Origin of the sequence: Stappia sp. TSB10GB4 (assembly GCF_900185745.1) — a bacterium.
Taxonomy (GTDB): domain Bacteria; phylum Pseudomonadota; class Alphaproteobacteria; order Rhizobiales; family Stappiaceae; genus Stappia.
On sequence record NZ_FYAV01000051.1, the window covers coordinates 128,548 to 143,636 of the forward strand.

Genomic DNA, 15,089 nt, shown 5'->3' on the forward strand with positions numbered 1-15,089 from the left:
TTGTCTATTTTGGAAGAATGATTTGCGGCTTATTGTTGTCGCGAGGGGCGAAAAACCCGCCTATCTCCTTGTAGCAATTGATAAATAATATTTATTGCCGGTTCGCTGAAAAACCTGCCGCCGAACCGGCGGTTGGCCTAGTCTTCCCTCAAAGGGCGGAAAGCCCGCATGCGAGCACCGTTCCGGGGAGGGGGACATGCCAGCGACCGAACCATCTTCCATTCTTGTTCTGGGCATTGGCAACGTCCTGTGGGCCGACGAAGGCTTCGGCGTGCGCTGCGTCGAGGCGCTGGCCTCCAGCGTCGCCCTGCCGGAGCGCGTCCGCCTGCTCGATGGCGGCACCCAGGGGCTCTATCTCCTGCCGTTTCTGGAGGAGGCGGAGGCCCTTCTCGTCTTCGATGCCATCGATTACGGCCTGGAGCCCGGCACGCTGAAGCTGGTGCGCGGCGACGAGGTGCCCGCCTTCATGGGCGCCAGGAAGATGAGCCTTCACCAGACCGGTTTCCAGGATGTGATCGCCACCGCGCAACTGCTCGGGCGCTGTCCGCACAAGCTCACGCTGATCGGCTGCCAGCCGGTGGAGCTGGAGGATTACGGCGGCGGTCTGCGGCCGCAGGTCGCCGCGGCCATTCCCGGCGCGCTGGACCTTGCCCGCGCCGAACTGGCCGCCTGGGGTGTGGAGGTCGCCGCCGGCCGCAGTGCCGCCGACCTTGCCGATCCCTCGATCCGCCGCACCGCCTATGAGCAGGGGCGTCCCTCGGCGGAGGAGGCCTGCCGCACCGGCGACGCCCGCTTCTTCCCCGGGAGCCTGTGATGTGCATCGGCGAGCCGGCGCGGCTCGTCTCTCGTGACGGGATCGCCGGCACGGCGATGATCGACGGCCGGGAGACCCTGATCGACCTCTCGCTGACGCCCGACGCGAAGGCGGGCGACTGGCTTCTCTGCTTTCTTGGCACGGCCCGCGAGATCATCGCAGCGCAGGAGGCGACGGCGATCGCCGCCGCGCTTGAGGGCCTGCGGCGGGTCATGGCCGGCCAGGATCCGGGCGCGGCCTTTGCCGACCTGGACGCGCGGGAACCCGAACTGCCGCCCCATCTTCAGGCCGCTCTCGCGGCCGGTCACAGCCAGGGATGATCCTCATGCACGATCCGTCCGGCGCCGCCCTTGCCTCCGGCGCCTCTCTCTCGCACCCGCTTCTGCGCCGCCTCGTCGACGATCTCGGCTGGCCGCTGCTGGCAAGCCTGGACGAGGTCTCGGCCTTCACGGCCCGGCCCGGAACCCACTGCCTTCTCGTTCCCGGCAATCCGGCCCGCAACCTGGAGACTGCCGATGCGGCGGTGGTCCTGCCGGAACTGCGCATGGCGTTTCAGGGCGTGTTCGACTGCGCGCTCGTCGACGACGCAGTGGAGGCGCAGGTGCGCGAGACCTTCAACGCCCTGAAGACGCCGGGCTTCCTGTTCTTTGCGGAAGGGACCTATCTCGGATCGATCCAGAAGATCCGCGATTGGGACGACTACATGGTGCACCTGCCGCGCCTGCTTGGCCTCAGAACCCCGGAGCGGATGCAATGAGCAACGGATTCCTGTTCCCCCCGATCGGATTCGGACCCGGTTCCCAGCCCGACGACGACGAGGAACTGTCCTATATGGCGCTGCCGTCGGGCATGCGCACCTATGTACCGCATCTGCCCGAGGTGGGAGATCCCTCGCAGGTCACGCCGGCACTGAAGACGCTGGCCGACATCGCCGGAGCCTGCGAGATCGCCGCCGCCGCCGGCGGCGAGCGCGCCGAGTTCGACCTGTCGGGCATGGACCCGGCGAGCCGGGCGCTGATGGCCGAGACGCTCGGCCAGGGCGAAGTGTCGATGAAGCTGAGGGGCGTGCCGGCCCTGATGGTCCAGGAAAGCGTCTTCGCCGGGGTCTGGATGCTGGCGGGGGCCGGCATCGACCGCATCGAGGTCGGACCGGTCCCGGCCGAGGCGATCCGGCGCGCCCATGGCGGCGGCGCCCCGGCGCCGATGCTCTCCGCGCCGCGCCCGGCCGGCGTCGTCAATGCGCCCGCCCTGCTGGCGGAACTGGCGGACCAGTCGGCGAGCTGGCAGCCGGGCCGGCTGCCGCATGTGGTCAATCTCTCGCTTCTGCCGCATACGGAGGAGGATCTCCTGTGGCTGGATGCGGCGCTCGGCAAAGGGGCGGTCACCATCCTGTCGCGCGGCTATGGCAACTGCCGGATCAGCGCCTGCGCCCTGCCGCAGGTCTGGCGGGTGCAGTTCTTCAATTCGATGGACGCGCTGATCCTCGACACGTTCGAGGTGACGACCATTCCTGAAGTGGCGCTCGCCGCCCCGGAGGACCTTGCCGACAGCGGCGGGCGCATCCGTGAGGTTCTGGAGGCGATCCGATGACCCGGTTCGAGGGATCCTATCTCGGCGCCAACGACCGGATCAGTCCGCTGGCGATCATGGAATGCAAGATCTGCTGGACGCCCTACGATCCGGCGGAAGGGGACGACACGCGGCAGGTGCTGCCGGGCACCCCGTTCCAGGCGCTGCCGGAGGACTGGAAGTGTCCCGGCTGCGATGCCCCCAAGCACCAGTTCATGGTGCGGGAGGACCCCGGCTCGCCGGCCCTGCTGGCCGAGCAGGACATCGCCGGACGCACGGCGATGCTGGTCGCCGACTTCAAGGACGTCTGGCTGTCGAAGATGCGCGACGTGCCGCTGATCAATCAGGCGCTGCATGTCGAGGCGATCGGCTTTCGCCTGCATGAGGGACGGCCGCTCGGCGTGCTGATCACGCCCTGGTTCATGAACCTGGTGCTGCTGCCGGGACCGGGCGAGGACTGGAGCGAGCTGGTCCAGGGCACGAAGGAGGTGATCGCTTTCCCCTCCGGCGACTACGAATTCCTGCATAACCGGCGCGATCTCACCGGCGGCTACAAGGCCTGTTCGCTGTTCTCGCCGATGGGCGACTTCAACAGCCAGATGCAGGCGCAGGACGTCGCGCGGGCGGTGATGATGGCGCTGTTCGATCCGGCCAACCGGGACGAGACCAACCGCGCGGCCGACATCCGGGCGGCGCGCGAGGCCGAACTGGCGCCGCCGCCCGAGACGTCCGAGGCGGGGAGCGAGGAGGATCCCGCTGGGACGCAGGGCGTGAGGGAGACGGCGCCGAGCCGGCGTCGGCTGATCACTGCCGGCCTTGCCGGCGAGCCCGCACCTGTTGCCGCGACGCCCGAAACGGGGGAGCGCGACGGGTGATGAGCGGGCAGGGGCTGACCATCGTGCTGGCACGGCGGGGGGACGGGTTTGACGCCCGTCTTGCCCGCGCGCCCGCCATGCCGGTGGAGGCCCTGCTGCTCGGCCGCCCGGTGGCCGAGGCGCGCCAGCTCCTTGGCTGCCTGTTCGGCCTGTGCCGCTGCGCCCATCTGGGCGCGCTGGACCTTGCTCTCGGGCTCGGCGCGCCCGATCCGGCCGATCTTGCGGCCGAGATCCGGACCGATCACCTCGCCCAGCTCTTCGTTCATCTGCCGCCGCTGCTGGGGCTTGCGCCGCAGGCCCCGCCCCGCGGCGATCTCGAAGCCGCCCTGCTCGGCGGGGCGGGAGAGCGCTTTGCCGCGGGCGACCTGCCGGGCTGGCTGGCGTCGGGTGAGGGCGTGTCGCCGCTGATGCGGCGCATCGCCGACGCCTTTCCGCCGGGGGAGGCCGATCCGGGCCTGCCGCCGCTCGGCCGCGGCGCGCCGCCGTGCCCCGGCGCGGCGCTGAATGTGCCGGCGGCGCGGGTGGCAACGCATCCGATGCTGGCCGAAGCCGCCCGGTGCCACGGTCACGGGCCTCTGTGGCAGGCGCTCGGCCTGGTGGCCGACCTGCTGGCGCTGGCGGTGCCCGGACACCTCGCCGCCGGACTGGCCGCCCCGTCCTGCGCGCTGGTGCCGGCCGCGCGTGGCACCTATGCCTTGACGGCGACCGCGAGCGGCGGTCTGCTGACCGGGCTCGACCGGCTGACGCCGACGGACGATCTTACCGCGCCCGGCGGGGCGATCGAGCGCGCGCTGGCGCGGCTCGCCCCGTCGCGCCGGTCCCTCGCGCCGCTGGTGGTTGCGCTGCTCAACCCGTGCGAGCGGTTCCAGGTGGAGGAGGCGGCCCATGCATGAGATGTCGCTTTGCGAAGGCATCCGCCAGGTGATCGAAGGGCAGGCCGAGGCGCATGGCTTTTCGCGCGTTGCCGTGGTGCGGCTGGAGATCGGGCGCTTCGCCGGCGTCGAGCGGGCCGCGCTCGACTTTGCTTTCGATGTGGTGATGCGGGGCGGGGTCGCGGACGGTGCCCGGCTGGAGATCATCGACCTGCCCGGCCGGGCCACCTGCTTCGATTGCGCCGCCGAGGTCGATCTCGACGACCGGCTGGCGCCCTGTCCGCGCTGTGGCGGCGGGCGGCTGTTGCCTGTCGGCGGGGACGAAATGCGGATCAAGGATCTGGAGGTGAACTGATGTGCACGGTATGCGGCTGCGGCGACAGCGTGACGAAGGACGGCGTGCCGATCGACGATCATCACCGCCATGACCATTCCCACGACCATTCTCACGATCAGGATCATGGGCATGGTCATGGTCACCACCATCACGATCACCATCCTCATGACCACCACGACCATGATCATCACCACCATGGCGCTCACGATCATGACCACCATCACTACGGCACCGGGCCGGCGGGCGTTTCCGTGCCCGGCCTGTCGCAGGAGCGGCTGATCGCGGTGGAAACCGCGATCCTGTCGAAGAACGACAGCCACGCCGCCGGCAACCGGCGGGTGCTGAAGGCGCTCGGCGTCTACGCGGTCAACCTCGTGTCGTCGCCCGGCTCCGGCAAGACGACGCTGCTGTGCCGCACCATCCGCGACCTCGGAACGACGCCGCTCGCCGTGATCGAGGGCGATCAGCAGACCTCGAACGACGCCGACCGCATCCGCGAGACCGGCGCGCGGGCGATCCAGATCAACACCGGCAAGGGCTGTCATCTCGATGCCCATATGGTCGGTCACGCGATGGACGACCTGCCGCTCGCGCCCGACAGCCTGCTGTTCATCGAGAATGTCGGCAACCTGGTCTGCCCGGCGGCCTTCGATCTCGGCGAGGATGCCAAGGTGGCGATCCTCTCGGTGACCGAGGGCGAGGACAAGCCGCTGAAATATCCCGACATGTTCACCGCCGCGCGTCTTGCGCTGGTCAACAAGACGGATCTCGCGCCGCATTGCGACGTCTCGCTGGAGGCCTATGAGGCGAACCTGAAACGGGTGAACCCGCTGATCGAGGTGCTGTTCGTCTCCGCCCGCACCGGCGAGGGGATGGACGCCTGGCTCGCCTGGCTCGCCGCCCGCCGCGCCGAAAAGCGCCTGGCCAGGGCCTCGTGAAGGACCGCGCGAGATGAACGCTCCCGCATCCCGTCCAACCCTGCTTCTCGTCGACGATGAGCCGCATTCGCTGACCGCGATGCGCATGGCGCTCGAGGACGAGTTCGACATCCTGACGGCGCCGGGCGCCGAGGAGGCGCTGCAGACGCTGGAAAAGGAGTGGGTGCACGCGATCTTCTGCGACCAGCGCATGCCCGGCCGCTCCGGCGTCGAGTTTCTGGCGGATGTGCGGGAGCGCTGGCCGGAGACGGTGCGCGTCATCATCACCGGCTATACCGATCCCGGCGCGATGATGGCGGCGATCAACGACGCCGGCATCCACCAGTTCCTGACCAAGCCCTGGCATCCCGACCACCTGATGGTCGCCGCGCGCAACGCGGTGCGCCTGTTCCAGCTTGCCCGCGAGAACGAGCGGCTGGTGCTGGAAATGCGCTACCTCACCAACACCGCGAAGGAGCGGCTGGAGCGGCGGCGCAAGGCGCTGCGCGAGGGGGCGGGCTTCGAGACCATAAGCTGCGCCCCGGCCTCCCCGATGAACCAGGTGATCGATCACGCGCGGCGCTATGCCAGCTTCGACCTGCCGGTGCTGCTGACCGGCGAAGCCGGCACCGGCAAGAGCCGGATCGCCCGGGCGATGCATCTGGGCTCGCTGCGCTCGGACAAGCCGTTCTACACGTTCGACCTGACCGGCGTGCCGTCGGACCTGGCGGCGCTGCACCTGTTCGGGGCCAAGCGCGGCGCGCTGCCGGGCGGGACCTATCGCGTGGGGCTGATGCAGCGGGCCGATCGCGGCACGCTCTATCTGAGCGGGCTCGAGACGGCCTCGCCCGAGATCCAACTGGCGCTGATGCGTGTCGTCGGCGAAGGCACGTTCACGCCGCTCGGCGGGCAGGAACTCATCGACACCAATGTCCGCCTGATTTCGGGGGCGACCAACGAACTGGCGGCACGGGTGGCGGAAGGCCAGTTTCTGCCGGGCCTTTATCATGCGCTTGCCGTCGGACGCATCGTCGTGCCGCCGCTGCGCCAGCGCCGCTGCGACATCGCCATCCTGGCGCAGCAGATCGCCGCCGATCTCTCCATCGCCCATGGCAAGCCGGTGCGCGGCTTCACCGATGCGGCGCTGGAGTTCCTGGAGACCTATGACTGGCCCGGCAATCTGCGCGAACTGACCGGCGAGGTCACCCGCATGCTGGTATTTGCCCAGGACGACGTGCTGGGGGCGGAGCTGATTTCCCGCCACATCCTGCAGGCGATGCCCGGCGCGCTCCAGGCCGAGCGCGACGCAGCGCTCGACATGGTCCTGACCGGCGACACGACGCTGAAGGAACGGGTGGAGGAGGTGGAGACGCGCATCCTGCGCGAGACCCTCACCCGCCATCGCTGGAACAAGAGCCGGGCGGCGGCGGAACTCGGCCTCAGCCGGGTCGGCCTCAGGGCCAAGCTCGACCGCTACGGCATCGTCGACCCGAGCGGGCGCGGCGAAGAAGAGGAGGACTAGACCATGTGTCTCGGCATTCCCGGACAGATCGTCGCGATCACCGATCCCGCCAGGCTGATGGCGCTTGCCGAAGTGTCCGGTGTCCGGCGCGAGGTCAATGTCGCCTGCGTCATGGGCACCTCGCTCGACAGCCTGGTGGGCAAGTGGGTGCTCATCCATGTCGGATTCGCCATGGCCTTGATCGACGAGGACGAGGCAGCCCGGACGCTTGCGGCCCTGCGGGACCTCGGCGAGGTGCAGGAAGCCCTCGATGCGATGGCGGAGGGCCAGCGCGCCCTGGAGGAACGGACATGAAGTTTGCCTCGGAGTTTCGCGATCCCCTGGCGGCGCGGGCCGTGCTCGCCGAGATCGCCCGGCTTGTCGAGCGGATCGGCGCCACGCGGGAGAACCCCCTGCACATCATGGAGATCTGCGGCGGCCACACCCATGCGATCTTCCGCTACGGGCTCGACAAGCTGGTGCATGAGGGGGTCGAGTTCATCCATGGTCCCGGCTGTCCGGTCTGCGTGCTGCCGATGACCCGTGTCGATGAATGTATCGAGATCGCCGAGCGGCCGAACGTGATCTTCACCACCTTCGGCGATGCGATGCGGGTGCCGGGCTCCCGTGGCAGCCTGTTGCAGGCCAAGGCGCGCGGCGCCGATATCCGCATGGTCTATTCGCCGCTCGACGCCCTTGAGCTTGCCCGCCGCAATCCGGACCGGGAGGTCGTCTTCTTCGGCCTCGGCTTCGAGACGACCACCCCCTCGACGGCGCTGGCGCTGCAGCAGGCGGCGCGGGAGCGGCTGGAGAACTTCTCGGTCTTCTGCAATCACATCACCGTGCCGGAGCCCATTCGCGCCCTGCTGCAGGATCCGGACATGCGGCTCGACGGCTTCGTCGGTCCCGGCCATGTCAGCATGGTGATCGGCCTGGAGCCCTATGCGTTCATCGCGCAGGAGTTCGGCAAGCCGATCGTCGTCGCCGGCTTCGAGCCGCTCGACCTACTGCAGTCGGTGCTGATGGTGCTGAGGCAGATCGCCGAGGGGCGGGCCGAGGTGGAGAACCAGTATGCCCGCGTCGTCCCGCGCGAGGGCAATCCCGCCAGCCTCGCCGCCATCGCCGATGTCTACGAGCGGCGACCGAGTTTCGAGTGGCGCGGCCTCGGCGAGATCGAGTCCTCGGGCCTGCGCATCCGCCCGGCCTATGCGGCCTATGATGCGGAGGCGAAGTTCGGCGTCGGATACGGCGCAGCGAGCCGCCGCATCGCCGAGCCGGAAGGCTGCGCCTGCGGTGCGGTCATGACCGGCCGGATCAAGCCGACGGCCTGCCCCAATTACGGCACCCAGTGCACGCCGGAGACGCCGCTCGGCGCCCTGATGGTCAGCTCGGAAGGCGCCTGTGCCGCCTATTGGCAGTATGGCGGGGCGCGGGCGCTGGCCTCCTGAGGCGGGCGGCGTACAGATGAGACAGTGACCGGAAGGCGGGAGCAGGAATGGCGCTTCGCGATACGCATGTGACGCTGGCCCATGGCGGCGGTGGCCGGGCCATGCGCGACCTCATCGAGGACGTGTTCACCGGCGTGTTCGACCCGCCGGGGATGGAGGACCAGGCCCGCCTGACCCATGCGGCCCTGGCCGAGCCGGGCGCCCGCCTCGCCTTCACGACGGACAGTTTCGTCGTCACGCCGCTGGAATTTCCCGGCGGCAATATCGGTCATCTGGCGGTCTGCGGCACGGTCAACGATCTTGCGGTCGGCGGCGCGCGGCCGCTCTGGCTTTCGGCGGCCTTCGTCATCGAGGAGGGAACGGACGTGGCCTTGCTGCGCCGCATCGTCGCCGCGATGGCCGAGGAGGCGGACAAGGCCGGCGTGCGCATCGTCACCGGCGACACCAAGGTCGTGGGGCGCGGCGCGGCCGACGGGGTCTTCGTCACCACGGCCGGGGTCGGGGTCATCCCGCCGGGGCGGGAGCTTGCCGCAAGTCTCCTGCAGCCCGGCGATGTCGCCATCGTCAACGGCGTCCTCGGCGACCATGGCGCGGCGATCTTGGCGGCGCGCGGCGACCTTGCCCTGTCGACCGACATCCTCTCCGACTGTGCCGGCCTCGGCCATCTCATGGAGGCGGTGATCGCCGCCGCGCCGGCAACGCGCGCGGCGCGCGACTGCACCCGTGGCGGCCTCGCCTCCGCGCTCAACGAGATGGCGGCGGCGGCCGGCGTCGGTATCGTCATCGAGGAGACGGCCCTGCCGCTGCGCGAGGAAGTGCGCGGCATGTGCGAGATCCTCGGGCTCGACCCGCTCTATCTCGCCAATGAGGGAACGCTTGTCCTGTTCGTTCCGCAGGAGGAGGCCGCCGCCGCCCTTGCGGCCATGCGCGCACGGCCGGAAGGTCGCGGCGCGGTCGCCATCGGCCGGGCGAGCGCCGCGCATCCGGGGCAGGTGCGCATGACCACGCCCTTTGGCGGGATGCGCATCGTCGACATGCTGGTCGGCGAGCAACTGCCGCGCATCTGCTAGAGCGCTTTCCGATCAGGTGAAATCACCTGATCGACAAGAATATGCTCTAGCAACCGGATTGCTGAAAGCCCTGGCGCCGGGCAGAGCAGATCGCGCGCGGGCGCCGGCTCAGGCCTGAATGCTGTCGACGATCAGCCAGAGGCCCGACAGTCCATAGACGGCGGTCAGCAGATAGCGGAACCCGGCCGAGTTGGCGACCTCCTCCCGCCGCAGGATGCGCGAGGAGAACAGCAGCACATAGGCCGAGAAGATACAGATCCCCAGAACCAGGCAGCCGAGGACGATCACCAGCGGCGCATGCCAGGGCGATCCCTGCCGCACGCCGACGGCGATGATCAGGATCCAGCCGACAATGGCCTTGGGGTTGAGGATCTGGATCAGAAAGCCGCGGCGGAAGTGTCCGGCAAGGCTCGTGCGCCCCATGTCCCGTCCGCGCGACGGCGTCCAGTTGCGAAGCGTCTTCCAGGCCAGCCAGACCAGATAGACCCCGCCGACGATCCCGACCGCCATCATCGCGGCCGGGAGGGTGACCAGCACCGAGGACAGGCCGATGGCGGCGAGCAGCGCCCAGGTCTGGCCCGCGGCCATGACGCCGGCCATCACCGCGAAGCCGGACGGGCGGCCTTGGCTGATCGCGGCCGAGGCGATGGTCATGTTGCCGAGGCCGGGGCTCGCGGCCCCGACGATATAGATCGCAAACGCCGAGATCATGTTGGCTTCATTGGGTGTCATGATCGATGGGGTCTCTGGATCCGGCCGGAAGACAGCGAAGGCGCGAGCGCCCAATTACAGTGTCGCGGTCGGATTTTGCAAGCGTGGATTGTGCAGGACGCCATCAGGCCCCGACAAAATTACGCAGTTGCCGCTCTGGATATATCCTGAAAACGCCCTTCATATTCAAAGTGACTCACAAGATACTTTTAAAGTATTTCGTTAAGAATATTGATAATGCTAATTTATAACAAGTGATATATCGGTGTTTCCGCCAAATTATTTGATATTGGCGACGACTATACTTGGATTTTACCGATCATCCGACGGTCCGTTCCGGCGAAGCGCGGCCTGCGATTGGAGGAAGAGCCATGTTGAACAAAGGCGAACAGATCGCTCAGGAGATGTTCCTGGAGGCGCAACTGCCCGGGCAGCCGCGCCAGAAGGTCATCGACAGTCCGCATCTGCACAAGATGCAAAGGATGCACTTCTTCCTGTTTGACGTGTTGCCGATCTTCGGAACCGTCTGCGCGATCGTGCTGCTGTTCTTCCATCCGATCTCGGTGCTGGATCTGACGCTGTTCGCCGTTTTCTGGGCGCTGAGCGGACTCGGCATCTCGATCGGCTATCACCGTCTCTTCACCCATCGCAGCTTCAAGGCCTCGGCGCCGGTTCGCGCGGCTCTCGGCATCTTCGGGTCGATGGCCGGGCAGGGCGGGGTGATCTCCTGGACGGCGATGCACCGCAGGCACCATGAACTGGGCGACCAGGAAGGCGACCTGCACTCGCCGAACCTGCATGGCAGCGGTCTGAAGGGGAAGCTGAAGGGCTTCATCCATGCGCATTTCACCTGGATGGTGGCGCATCCCTATCCCAATGTCGTCCACTACGCGCCGGACCTGCTCAAGGACCGCGTGATCATCTGGGTGAACCGGCACTACTACACCTGGATCGTGCTCGGCCTGCTGATCCCGACCGCCATCGGCGGGCTCGTCACCCAGAGCTGGATGGGCGCGCTGACGGGCTTCCTGTGGGGCGGCATGGTGCGCATGTTCGTGGTCGAGCAGGGCATCTTCGCGCTCAACTCGCTCTGCCACCTGATCGGCCGGCGCCGCTTCGCCACCGACGACCAGAGCACCAATATCGGCTGGCTCGCCCCCTTTATCTTCGGCGAGTCCTGGCATCACAACCACCACGCCTTTCCCGCCTCGGCGTCCTTCGGGCTCGCCTGGTACCGCATCGATCCCGGCTACTGGGTCATCTGCTTGCTCGCTCTCCTCGGTCAGGCCTGGGACATCAAGGTCCCGTCGAAGGAGCAGATCAAGCGCCGGGAAATCCGCAGCGCCTGACCCCGCGCACCGAAGAAAGAGGAGGAGTTTCCATGGATCACGTGCAGATTGCGGAAAAGGTCGATGAGGCCGCCGTCTTTGCCTGGCTCAAGACCTACATCTCCAACGTGCTCGGCATGGACCAGGCATCGATCAAGGGCAGCGACGGGCTCGACTCCCTCGGCCTCGACTCCGCCCTGACCACGGCGCTGGCGATGGACCTGGAGACCTGGCTCGGCGTCGAGATCCCGCTCGCGATCCTGTTCGAGGCGGAAACGCTCGACAACATCGCCACCGGCGTCGCCCGCGAGGCCGAACGCCAGCACGTCACTGCAGGATGAGGGCCAGGCGATGAAGACCGAACAGCCCGACTACGGCGGCTCGATGTCCGCTGTCCAGTACCACTACGATGTCAGCCGCGACTTCTACCGCCTGTGGCTTGATGAATCGCTCACCTATTCCAGCGCCCTGTGGGAGGGCGAGGACGACACGCTCGCCGCCGCCCAGCAGCGCAAGATCGACCATCACCTGCGCGAGGCACGGGTGGAGAGGGCGGGATCCCTGCTCGATGTCGGCTGCGGCTGGGGCGCGCTGGTGCGCAAGGCCAGCAGCTATTCCGGCCTCAAGCGGATCGTCGGCCTGACGCTCAGCGAGGACCAGGCGGACAACGTGCGCGGCTTCGGCATCCCGCAGATCGAGGTGCGGCTGGAGAGCTGGACCCAGCACAAGCCGGACCGGCCCTATGACAGCATCATCTCCGTCGGCGCCTTCGAGCATTTCGCCAAGCCCGAGGACAGCCGCGAGGTGAAGATCGCGACCTATCGCGACTTCTTCGCCACCTGCGCCGCGTGGCTGGCGCCGGGCGGGCGCATGTCGCTGCAGACCTTCGTCTACGGCACCATGCGCAACGAGGAAGCCAGCCAGTTCATCAACGAGGAGATCTTCCCGGCCGCCGACCTGCCGCGGCTGGACGAGATCGCCGCGGCGGCGGATGGGGTGATGGAGGTGACCTATCTGGTCAACCATCGTCTGCACTATGCCCGCACCTACGATGCCTGGGCGCGCAACCTGCGCCGGCGGCGCGACGAGGCGGTGAAGCTGGTCGGCGAGACCGTCACCGAGCGCTACGAGCGCTATCTCAAGCAGACCTCCATCGGTTTCTACACCGGCAAGATCGGCCTGCTGCGCATCTCGCTGCGCCCGACCGACCGGCCCGTGTCCGAACTGTCGAGGATGTGAGGGGAGCCGGGCCGGCGTCCTTCGCCGGCCCGCATCGGCATCACCACCGGCGGCGCCAGCCGTGCCGCCGGACGCCCCCGCCTTGTCTCCGTCTTGCCCGTGTCCAGGATCAGGGAACAGCGTCATGACCGTCACCGCCCCAGCAGCAGATCCCCGTGCAGGCAGCGCCGCTGCCCGCGCGCCGGCCGGCCAGGACATCGTCTTCAACCCGCTCGATCCGGCGTTCCGCGCCGACCCCTATCCTGTCTATGCGCGGCTGCGCCGCGAGGCGCCGGTGCTGCGCACCAAGGGCACCTTGGTCCTGTCGCGCTACGAGGATGTGCTCGCCGTCATGCGCAGCCGCAAGTTCAGTGTCCGCCTGATCCCCGACACGGTGGTCAAGCAGGCCGCCCGGCTGCGGTTCGACGACTACGGGCAGATGCTGCGCTTCCTGCAGACCTCCATCGTCTTCACCGACAATCCGGAGCACATGCGGCTGCGCCGGCTGGTCAACCAGGCCTATTCCAACGAGGCGATCGCCGCTCTCCTGCCGGTCCTGACAGAGCGGATCGAGCGGCTGCTCGCCGCCCATGCCGCGCGCGGCGGCTGCGATATCATGGCCGATATCGCCGCGCCGCTGCCGATCGACGTGCTGTGCGACTGGATGGCGGTCGAGGAGGCGGCCCGCCCCGGCATTGCCGAGAAGGTCCATGCCGTGCGCTACCTGCTCGACCCCGGCATGATGAACCGCGCCGCCTTCCAGAAAGCGGCCAGCAGCATGCGCGAGCTGACCGGCTATTTCGCCGAGCACGCGGCCCGCATCCGCAAGTCGGGCAAGGACACGATCATCGCCCGCCTGTGCGAGGCGCAGGTCGACGGCGCCGGCCTCACCGAGGAGGAGATCGCCTTCGCCTGCGTGATGTCCTTCGTCGCCGGTACCGAGACCACCCAGTGCCTCATCGGCAACCTCGTCGATGCCATTCTCGACCATCGCGAGCAGTTCGAAGCCCTGGGCGAGGACGAGGCCGCGATCCGGGCGGCGATCGAGGAGGTGACGCGCTACGAGACGCCGCTGCAGTTCACCAAGCGCCTTGCGGTGGAGGACTGCACCGTCGGCGGCATCGACATTGCCGCCGGCGAGCAGATCCTGCTCTGCCTCGGCTCGGCCAATCGCGACGGCGAGGTGTTCGAGGATGCGGACGCGTTGCGTCTCGACCGCAAGGGCACGGCCCATATCGGCTTCGGCTTCGGCATGCATTCCTGCCTCGGCGGTCTGCTCGCCCGCGTCCAGGGCGCCGCCTTCCTCAAGCTGCTGATGGCCGGCTATGGCGACCTTGAGCGGGTCGATCCCGAGCGCCGCTGGCAGGCCAACAGCCTGATCCTGCGTGGCCCTGAGCGCCTCGACATCCGCTTCTCCAGCCAACGGGGGACGGCGTGAGCGCGCAGGCGGAGATCTTTGCCAGCGACCGAGCACGTGCCGCTGTCGACCTTTACGTCTTCCACCATGCCGGTGGCAGCCGCCACTCCTTCGCCGCCTGGCAGTCGAAGTTTCCCGCCGAGGTCGCCCTGCACCGGGTGCAACTCCCAGGCCGCACGGCGGAGACCTGCGACGTCCTGCCGAAATGGGCCGGCGCGCTCGTTCCCGGTCTTGTCCGCAATTTCCTGCGATCGCGCGCCGGATCGCGGCGGCCTTTCGTCTTCTACGGTCACAGCTTGGGTGCGCTGATCGCCTTCGAGCTGACCCGCTTCCTGCGGCTGATCGGCGAGGACATGCCGGCCGGCCTCGTCGTCGCCAGCCGCCGCGCGCCCCATTGCGAGCTGAGCCATGGCGAGCTCTTCAGCCTGCCCGACGACGAGTTGGTGGCCGCGCTGCATCGCCTCGGCGGCGTGCCGGCGCATATGCGCGGCAAGGAGGACTGGCTGCGCCAGGTGCTGCCGGTGATCCGCGCCGACCTGCGGCTCTCCGACATCTACCGCTATGCCGGCCAGCCACCGCTCGATTGTCCGATGCTGGCGGTGAAGGGCGTCGACGACCCGATCATGTCGCTGCGCGAACTCCTCGAATGGTCGGCCCACACCACCGGCAATTTCACCTGCGGCGAGTTGCCCGGGGCGCATTTCTTCGATGCCGACGGGACGCGCCGCCTCGAGGCACTCCTTGTCAGGACCCTGGCCCGCTGGGCCGAGTTCGACCCCACCGGCATGCCCGCCCGTCCCATCACCGTTCCGGAGGTAAGACCATGCTCGACAAGAGCCGTATGTGGACGGCCCCCTGAGGGCAAGCGATTAGTCGAGGAGTGCCCGGATCGACAGCGGTTCGTATGTCCGGCCTGTTTCGGCGGCATGGTGAACCGCCATGGCCCAAGATGGGTTGCGCGTGGGGCGGTGCCTAACGGGATCACGGCCTCGACGGCCGGTCAGCTCTCACG

The 15,089-nt window shown here is 68.2% G+C and carries 18 protein-coding genes; 17 read left to right on the forward strand and 1 reads right to left on the reverse strand.

What is annotated here, in order from left to right; all coding sequences use genetic code 11:
* The first annotated feature begins 196 nt into the window (after positions 1-196).
* Genes TSB10GB4_RS13340 through hypE form a run of 12 tightly spaced genes read left to right on the forward strand, consistent with a single transcriptional unit; the run spans position 197 to position 9,403 of the window.
* Positions 197-814, forward strand: coding sequence for a HyaD/HybD family hydrogenase maturation endopeptidase (locus TSB10GB4_RS13340; protein WP_186396153.1), 618 nt, complete (start codon positions 197-199; stop codon positions 812-814).
* Complete coding sequence (gene hypC, locus TSB10GB4_RS13345; RefSeq protein ID WP_186396154.1) at positions 814-1,134, forward strand: HypC/HybG/HupF family hydrogenase formation chaperone; 321 nt, start codon at positions 814-816, stop codon at positions 1,132-1,134. The genes TSB10GB4_RS13340 and hypC overlap by 1 nt, the downstream gene beginning before the upstream one ends.
* A 5-nt stretch (positions 1,135-1,139) precedes the next feature.
* On the forward strand, positions 1,140-1,571 hold the full coding sequence (locus tag TSB10GB4_RS13350; RefSeq protein ID WP_186387451.1) for a hydrogenase accessory protein: 432 nt from the start codon (positions 1,140-1,142) through the stop codon (positions 1,569-1,571).
* Complete coding sequence (locus TSB10GB4_RS13355) at positions 1,568-2,404, forward strand: hydrogenase expression/formation protein (protein WP_186396155.1); 837 nt, start codon at positions 1,568-1,570, stop codon at positions 2,402-2,404. Before TSB10GB4_RS13350 ends, TSB10GB4_RS13355 begins: the two co-directional genes overlap by 4 nt.
* The gene (hybE, locus tag TSB10GB4_RS13360) at positions 2,401-3,258 is read left to right on the forward strand and encodes a [NiFe]-hydrogenase assembly chaperone HybE (RefSeq protein WP_186396156.1); all 858 of its coding nucleotides are present in this window, start codon (positions 2,401-2,403) and stop codon (positions 3,256-3,258) included. Before TSB10GB4_RS13355 ends, hybE begins: the two co-directional genes overlap by 4 nt.
* Positions 3,258-4,151: a HupK protein gene (locus tag TSB10GB4_RS13365; RefSeq protein ID WP_186396157.1), complete on the forward strand. Its 894-nt coding sequence runs from the start codon at positions 3,258-3,260 to the stop codon at positions 4,149-4,151. The genes hybE and TSB10GB4_RS13365 overlap by 1 nt, the downstream gene beginning before the upstream one ends.
* A complete protein-coding gene (gene hypA, locus TSB10GB4_RS13370) occupies positions 4,144-4,485 on the forward strand; it encodes a hydrogenase maturation nickel metallochaperone HypA (protein ID WP_050474652.1) in 342 nt (113 codons plus the stop codon). Before TSB10GB4_RS13365 ends, hypA begins: the two co-directional genes overlap by 8 nt.
* Entirely contained in the window at positions 4,485-5,405 is a 921-nt protein-coding gene (hypB, locus tag TSB10GB4_RS13375) for a hydrogenase nickel incorporation protein HypB (protein WP_186396158.1), read from the forward strand. Before hypA ends, hypB begins: the two co-directional genes overlap by 1 nt.
* 13 nt (positions 5,406-5,418) lie before the next feature.
* Positions 5,419-6,906: a sigma-54 dependent transcriptional regulator gene (locus TSB10GB4_RS13380; protein ID WP_186396159.1), complete on the forward strand. Its 1,488-nt coding sequence runs from the start codon at positions 5,419-5,421 to the stop codon at positions 6,904-6,906.
* A 3-nt stretch (positions 6,907-6,909) separates the two neighbouring features.
* On the forward strand, positions 6,910-7,200 hold the full coding sequence (locus TSB10GB4_RS13385; RefSeq protein ID WP_186387457.1) for a HypC/HybG/HupF family hydrogenase formation chaperone: 291 nt from the start codon (positions 6,910-6,912) through the stop codon (positions 7,198-7,200).
* Positions 7,197-8,333, forward strand: a complete 1,137-nt coding sequence (hypD, locus tag TSB10GB4_RS13390) for a hydrogenase formation protein HypD (RefSeq protein WP_186387458.1) — start codon at positions 7,197-7,199, stop codon at positions 8,331-8,333. Before TSB10GB4_RS13385 ends, hypD begins: the two co-directional genes overlap by 4 nt.
* 47 nt (positions 8,334-8,380) lie before the next feature.
* Entirely contained in the window at positions 8,381-9,403 is a 1,023-nt protein-coding gene (gene hypE / locus TSB10GB4_RS13395) for a hydrogenase expression/formation protein HypE (RefSeq protein WP_186396160.1), read from the forward strand.
* A gap of 108 nt (positions 9,404-9,511) precedes the next feature.
* Here hypE and TSB10GB4_RS13400 read toward each other — a convergent pair whose 3' ends face one another.
* Positions 9,512-10,135, reverse strand: coding sequence for a LysE family translocator (locus TSB10GB4_RS13400; RefSeq protein WP_186396161.1), 624 nt, complete (start codon positions 10,133-10,135; stop codon positions 9,512-9,514).
* A gap of 350 nt (positions 10,136-10,485) precedes the next feature.
* Between TSB10GB4_RS13400 and TSB10GB4_RS13405 the strand changes: the two genes are divergently transcribed.
* The 5 genes from TSB10GB4_RS13405 to TSB10GB4_RS13425 all read left to right on the forward strand — a co-directional run.
* Positions 10,486-11,463, forward strand: a complete 978-nt coding sequence (locus TSB10GB4_RS13405; RefSeq protein WP_244293042.1) for an acyl-CoA desaturase — start codon at positions 10,486-10,488, stop codon at positions 11,461-11,463.
* Between the two features lie 32 nt (positions 11,464-11,495).
* A complete protein-coding gene (locus TSB10GB4_RS13410; RefSeq protein WP_186387461.1) occupies positions 11,496-11,783 on the forward strand; it encodes an acyl carrier protein in 288 nt (95 codons plus the stop codon).
* Between the two features lie 10 nt (positions 11,784-11,793).
* Complete coding sequence (locus tag TSB10GB4_RS13415) at positions 11,794-12,681, forward strand: cyclopropane-fatty-acyl-phospholipid synthase family protein (protein WP_186396162.1); 888 nt, start codon at positions 11,794-11,796, stop codon at positions 12,679-12,681.
* Between the two features lie 124 nt (positions 12,682-12,805).
* Entirely contained in the window at positions 12,806-14,098 is a 1,293-nt protein-coding gene (locus TSB10GB4_RS13420) for a cytochrome P450 (RefSeq protein ID WP_186396163.1), read from the forward strand.
* Positions 14,095-15,089, forward strand: a 995-nt coding sequence (locus TSB10GB4_RS13425) for a thioesterase II family protein (RefSeq protein WP_186396164.1), incomplete at its 3' end; no start/stop codon positions are given. The genes TSB10GB4_RS13420 and TSB10GB4_RS13425, both read left to right, overlap by 4 nt.